The organism is uncultured Maribacter sp., from assembly GCF_963977385.1.
Taxonomy (GTDB): domain Bacteria; phylum Bacteroidota; class Bacteroidia; order Flavobacteriales; family Flavobacteriaceae; genus Maribacter.
The window spans coordinates 130,102-137,023 of sequence record NZ_CAXBOU010000016.1; the positions used below are offsets into that span (position 1 = coordinate 130,102).

A 6,922-nucleotide genomic window follows, 5' to 3' on the forward strand; every position below is an offset into this window, starting at 1 on the left:
CTTATCCAGTACCAATAATAAATAATAAAATTATCTGATGACACTGAAGAAGCAAGGATTATATCTACCAGAATTTGAACATGACAACTGTGGGGCTGGATTTATTTGCAGTCTTAAAGGAAACAAATCAAACGACATTATACATAAGGCTCTGGAGATTCTTGAGCGCTTAGAACACAGGGGAGCCGTAAGTGCAGACGGAAAAACTGGGGATGGAGCAGGTATTTTAATTGATATTCCACATGATTTTTTTCAAGCTGTTTGTAGTTTTGAATTACCCAAAGTAGGTGATTATGCTGTTGGAAATATATTTTTTCCAAGAAAAGAAAATCAACGAAATTTCTGTATATCAGTATTTGAAGAAAATATAAAAAAGCAGGGTTTAAAACTACTAGGTTGGCGCGATGTCCCTGTTAATCGTTCGATTCCTGGCAGAATAGCCGCAGAAACCGAACCGTTTGTCAAACAAATATTTGTCGCAAAAGAAAATCCTGAACAAGATTATTTTCATTTTAACCTAAAACTTTTTATAGCAAGAAAGGTTACGGAACATACGATAATTAAATCTAAATTATCTGAAAGCAAATTTTTCTATGTACCTAGTCTGTCTACAAAAATAATTATTTTCAAGGGTTTATTGATGCCGTTGGATATCAGCCTTTATTATTCAGATTTAATGGATTCTAGAGTTGTAACTAGATTAGCATTAGTACATCAAAGGTTCTCTACAAATACATTTCCTACTTGGGATTTGGCCCAACCTTTTAGGTATATGTGTCACAATGGTGAAATAAATACTCTTAGAGGAAATGTAACACGTATGTTCTCTAGAGAAGAATTGTTAGAGAACGAAATGTTCGGTGATGAAATTAAAAACATTCTACCGATAATACTACCTGGTAAATCAGATTCTGCAACTATGGATATGGTGGTAGAATTATTATTAATGACTGGTAGATCTTTACCTGAGGTGATGATGATTCTAGTTCCTGAAGCTTGGGAAAAAAATGCAGAAATGTCTGATGCCAAAAGAGCATTCTATGAGTATCATTCTTGCATGATGGAACCTTGGGACGGACCTGCATCAATACCATTTACAGACGGAAACTTTATTGGAGCTGTATTGGATAGAAACGGACTTAGACCTTCACGATATACTGTTACTAAAGATGATTATGTTGTTATGTCTTCAGAAACAGGCGTGGTTGACATTACCCCTGAGAATGTAGAATTTCACGGAAGATTACAACCAGGAAAAATGTTCTTGGTTAATATGGAAGAGGGTAGAATTATTAACGATGAAGAAATAAAGGAGAAAATAGCAAAACAACACCCTTATACTAAATGGTTAAAAGATAATCTTGTTCATTTAAAAGATATACCATATAATGACTGCCCATTATTTCTTGGTGAAGAGACATTAGAAAAAAGAAAATCTGTTTTTGGATATACCCTTGAAGATATAAACACCATTGTACTTCCAATGGCAAAAGCTGGCAAAGAACCAATTGGTTCTATGGGATCAGATACTCCTATTGCCGTGCTATCGCAAAGACCTCAATTAATATACAATTACTTTAAGCAATTATTCGCACAGGTCACTAACCCACCTTTAGATGGTATTCGTGAAGAACTGATTACCGACATTAGCTTAACATTAGGTAGTGACTATAATATTTTTGAATTTTCAGAATTACATTGTAGAAAATTGAAAATTCAAAATCCTGTTATCTCTAAAGAAGATTTAGATAAAATTAAAAATTACGATGTAAGTCCAGATTATAAAGTGGTTTCCATTCCAATATTATATCCTATTAAACAAGGGCATAATGGTTTAGAAGATGCTCTCCAAGCTGTTTTAAATCAAGCATCAAAAGCTGTTGACGAAGGTACGAATATCATTATATTATCCGATAGAAGCATAAGTGAAGAAATGGCTCCGATACCAGCATTATTGGCATGTTCGTTTGTAAACAGTGGTTTACAAAAACTAGGTAAAAGATCTAAATTAAGTGTAATTATCGAATCTGCTGAACCTAGAGAGGTACATCATTTTGCGCTACTTTTTGGGTTTGGGGCAAGTGCAATAAACCCTTATTTGGTAAATGAAATAATTGCCGAGCAGATTGAAGAACATGATATTACGGATATAACTTTTGATGAAGCCATTAAAAACTACAATAAAGCAGTTGGAAAAGGTATTTTAAAAGTGATGAACAAAATCGGTATTTCCACACTTAACTCATACCGTGGATCTCAACTTTTTGAATGTATTGGTATTAATACTAAAGTTGTTGATAAATACTTCCCTAATACACCAACACGTATACAAGGTATTGGTTTGTATCAAATAGAAAAGGAAATTGCATTACGCCATCATAAAACATTTAGTAAAAAAGACATAGCCGGTAATCTAGATTTAGAAATAGGTGGAGAATATAGATGGAGAAGGGATGGAGAAAAACACATGTTTAATCCTTTATCTATTGCTAAACTTCAAAAAGCAGTTCGTAACAACGAACCAAATACTTATAAAGAGTACTCAAAAATGGTTAATGAGCAGTCTCATAATTTAATGACCATTAGAGGTCTATTTGAGTTCTCTAACTATGACCCTATTCCATTAGAAGATGTTGAACCATGGACAGAAATTGTAAAAAGATTTAAAACTGGCGCAATGTCTTATGGATCTATTAGTCAAGAAGCACATGAAAACTTGGCGATTGCTATGAACAGAATTGGAGGTAAAAGTAATTCAGGTGAAGGTGGCGAAGATGCCAATAGATTCTATAAAAATTCAACTGGTGATTGGAGAAACAGTGCCATCAAACAAGTAGCATCTGGTAGATTTGGAGTTACCTCAAATTATCTAACTAACGCAAAAGAAATTCAGATTAAAATGGCACAAGGTGCCAAGCCAGGTGAAGGTGGTCAATTACCTGGACCAAAAGTAAATCCAGAGATAGCAAAGACCCGAAATTCTACACCATATGTAGGATTAATTTCTCCACCACCACATCATGACATTTATTCTATCGAAGATTTATCTCAACTTATTTATGATTTAAAATCAGCAAATAGAAAAGCTAGGATAAATGTAAAATTAGTTTCTGAAGTAGGAGTTGGTACTGTTGCTGCAGGTGTAGCTAAAGCTAAGGCCGATGTTATTTTAGTTTCTGGATTTGATGGTGGTACAGGTGCGACTCCCTTGACCTCTCAGAAACATGCAGGTCTACCTTGGGAATTAGGTATTGCCGAAGCGCAACAAACACTTGTTCTTAATGATTTAAGAAATAGAATTGTTTTAGAATGTGACGGTCAGTTAAAAACAGGTAGAGATGTTGCTATTGCTTGTCTATTAGGTGCTGAAGAATTTGGTTTTGCAACAGCACCATTAGTAGCGTCTGGTTGTATTATGATGCGTGTTTGTCATTTGAATACTTGCCCTGTCGGTATTGCCACACAGAATCCTGAACTTAGAAAGAAATTTAAAGGAAAACCAGAACACGTAGTCAACTACATGTATTTTGTAGCACAAGAATTACGTGAAATAATGGCACAATTGGGATTCAAAACTATTAATGAAATGGTAGGTCAGGTTCAAAAATTGGATCGCAAAAAAGCTATAGATCATTATAAATCTGCCGGTATAGATTTAACACCTATTCTACATCAGGTCGATGTGCCTATCGGTACAAAATTCTATAATACCGAAAAGCAAAAACATGATATCTATAAATCGATTGAGTTTGATATTATAGCTAAAGCAAATCCTTCGTTATTTAGGAAAGAGAAATTAATATTAGATTATCCAATTTGTAATACAGATCGTGCCGTCGGCGCAATTATAAGTAATGAAATTTCAAAAACTTATGGCGCTGAAGGATTACCTATCAATACACTGCGCCTTAATTTTACAGGTTCTGCAGGCCAAAGTTTCGGTGCATTTGCAACAAGAGGACTTACTATGGTTGTGAATGGGAATACAAACGATTATTTAGGGAAAGGGCTTTCAGGAGCAAAACTTGTTATCAAAGTACCAGAAAAATCAACAATAATCCCCGAAGATAATGTTATCACAGGTAACGTAACCCTTTATGGTGCTACCGCAGGTAGAGTATATATAAACGGTAAAGCCGGAGAACGTTTTTGTGTTCGTAATTCAGGTGCTAAAGCTGTTGTAGAAGGTATTGGAGATCATGGTTGTGAATATATGACCGGTGGCGTTGCCGTAATACTCGGAGAAGTTGGAAGAAATTTTGGAGCAGGAATGAGTGGTGGTATCGCCTTTGTTCTTGATGAAAATAAAACGTTTAAAAAACGATGTAGCCTTGAAGGATTAAATCTATTAGAAGTAAAAGAAGATAATGATATTAAACAATTAAAAGATTTAATTGAAAGTCACTACAACTCAACCTCAAGTCCATTAGCTCAACGTATTTTAGAAAATTGGGAATCCTATTTACCTAAATTCATTAAGGTCTTACCTGAAGAATACAGACAAGCTTTAAAAAGATTAGAAGAAGAAAATTTACAAACTATTTAAAATCGGAATATGGGAAAGATAACAGGATTTTTGGAATTCGATAGAAAAATTGAAGCATACGAACCGGTTGAAGAACGTTTAAAAAATTATAAAGAATTTACCGTACCGTTACCTGAAAAGGAATTGAAAGAACAAGGCGCACGATGCATGGATTGTGGAATTCCATTTTGCCATAGCGGTTGTCCATTAGGAAATTTAATTCCTGATTTTAATGATGCAGTTTATCGCAATAAATGGGAAAAAGCTAGTGAGATATTACATTCAACTAATAACTTTCCAGAATTCACAGGAAGACTATGTCCAGCACCTTGTGAAGAAGCATGTGTTTTAGGTATAAATGAAGACCCAGTAAGCATTGAGAATATTGAAAAAAATATAGTTGAAACTGCTTTTAAAAAAGGCTGGATAACTGCTGAGCTACCTTTAATTAAAACTGGTAAGAAAATTGCCGTTGTTGGATCCGGACCAGCTGGACTAGCAGCTGCACAACAATTAAATAGAGCAGGACATGATGTAACCGTTTTTGAACGTGATGAAAAACCAGGTGGATTAATGCGCTATGGTATTCCAGATTTCAAAATGGAGAAAAATGTTATCGATAGGCGATTAAATGTACTTAAGGAAGAAGGTATTATATTTAAATGTGGAGTGCATATCGGAATAGATATAAAAGCCGATACATTAAAAGAAGACTTTGATGCTATTGTTTTAACAGGAGGGGCAACTATAAGAAGAAATTTACCTATTGAAGGTTCTGATCTGAAAGGAGTAGTTCAAGCCATGGACTTTTTAGGGCAAAATAACAGACGAGTTGATGGTGTAAAAGATTTAGGTAAAGAAATAATAGCCACTGATAAAAATGTTATTGTAATTGGGGGTGGTGATACTGGGTCAGATTGTATTGGCACATCTTTTCGACATGGAGCAAAATCGGTATCTAATTTTGAAATAATGCCTATGGGTACTGTTGATAGACCAGAGGATCAACCTTGGCCATTTTGGCCTATGAGATTACGTACTAGTTCTTCTCATAAAGAAGGAGCTGAGAGATTTTTCAGTATATCAACTAAAAAATTTATTGGCGATTCTTCCGGTAATTTAAAAGGATTAATTACTTCTGAAATAGAATGGATTAAAATTCCTGGACAACGACCTCAATTAAAAGAAGTTGAAGGCACTGAAAAAGAGTGGAAATGTGATTTAGCATTATTAGCTTTAGGATTCACTGGCTCAGAAGAAACAGTAGCAAAACAACTTGGATTGGAAATGGATGCAAGAACTAACATAAAAGCGTCAGATGCCAATTACCAAACCAATGTCCCTAGTGTATTTGTAGCTGGAGACCAAAGAAGAGGTCAATCACTAATTGTTTGGGCTATTTCTGAAGGAAGACAAGCCGCACACCATGTAGATAAATATTTAATGGGTGAAACCGCACTACCCTTAAAAGGTGAAGGAGATTTACCTAGAGTGTAAATAATTAATTAAAATTTATAAAAAGCCCCAACTAATAATCCAGTTGGGGCTTTTTTCTATCCAATGTTATATAAGGCACTACTATTATAAACCGCTTTTTCACCTTAATTATGTCTACACTCTATTCATTTATAAAAGCTGATAACATGAATAAGTTTTACACAGTAAATTCATATCACTTTTCCTTTTAACTAAAGACTAATGATATTCCTTCCTTGTCTGATAACACCTTCATAGCTAATGGCATCAGATAGTTTTCACTCCAATACAATTACTTCTAAAGTAGTTTTATTAATGATTCTAATATTAATCTTACACTTAATTAAATTTATCATTATCATATAAAGGAAGAAGATTTTCCTGACATTATTGCATAAAAAAAGTCCCTTACATTTCTGTAAGGGACTTTCGAAAAAGGCGGCTACCTACTCTCCCACTTGATATAGCAGTACCATCGGCGCAAACGGTCTTAACTTCCCTGTTCGGAATGGTAAGGGGTGGGCCCCGTCGCCATGGCCACCTAAGTTTTAGATCGGGATATACCCGGTCGCGGCCTTCGCCGCAATATCGTTGACATGAATGGAACAGGATTCCTATAAAGGAAAAAAGCACGTATAGTATAAAGTGAGCCTTTTAAAAAAGAAAGAAATAAAGATCGTCGTCCGTCCCCTTCCTAAAAAGGGGACGGGCGTGTGCGCAAGCCTGACGGGCAATTAGTACTACTCGGCTACGGACATTACTGCCCTTCCACCTATAGCCTATCAACGTGGTCATCTCCCACGGCCCTTTAAAGAAATTTCATCTTGTGGCCGGTTTCGCGCTTATATGCTTTCAGCGCTTATCCGATCCCGACATAGCTACCCAGCGATGCTCCTGGCGGAACAACTGGTGCACCAGCGG

2 protein-coding genes and 2 rRNA genes are annotated in these 6,922 nt (G+C 35.5%); 2 read left to right on the forward strand and 2 right to left on the reverse strand.

Annotated features, from left to right (window positions below):
* Positions 1-37: 37 nt before the first annotated feature.
* Both gltB and AAC084_RS16215 read left to right on the forward strand, forming a co-directional pair.
* Positions 38-4,546: a glutamate synthase large subunit gene (gene gltB / locus AAC084_RS16210; RefSeq protein ID WP_339841257.1), complete on the forward strand. Its 4,509-nt coding sequence runs from the start codon at positions 38-40 to the stop codon at positions 4,544-4,546.
* 9 nt (positions 4,547-4,555) lie between these two features.
* A complete protein-coding gene (locus tag AAC084_RS16215; protein ID WP_339841258.1) occupies positions 4,556-6,022 on the forward strand; it encodes a glutamate synthase subunit beta in 1,467 nt (488 codons plus the stop codon).
* 412 nt (positions 6,023-6,434) lie between these two features.
* Here AAC084_RS16215 and rrf read toward each other — a convergent pair.
* Positions 6,435-6,546 (reverse strand): 5S ribosomal RNA (gene rrf / locus AAC084_RS16220).
* 168 nt (positions 6,547-6,714) lie between these two features.
* Positions 6,715-6,922, reverse strand: a 23S ribosomal RNA gene (locus AAC084_RS16225); the annotation flags it as partial.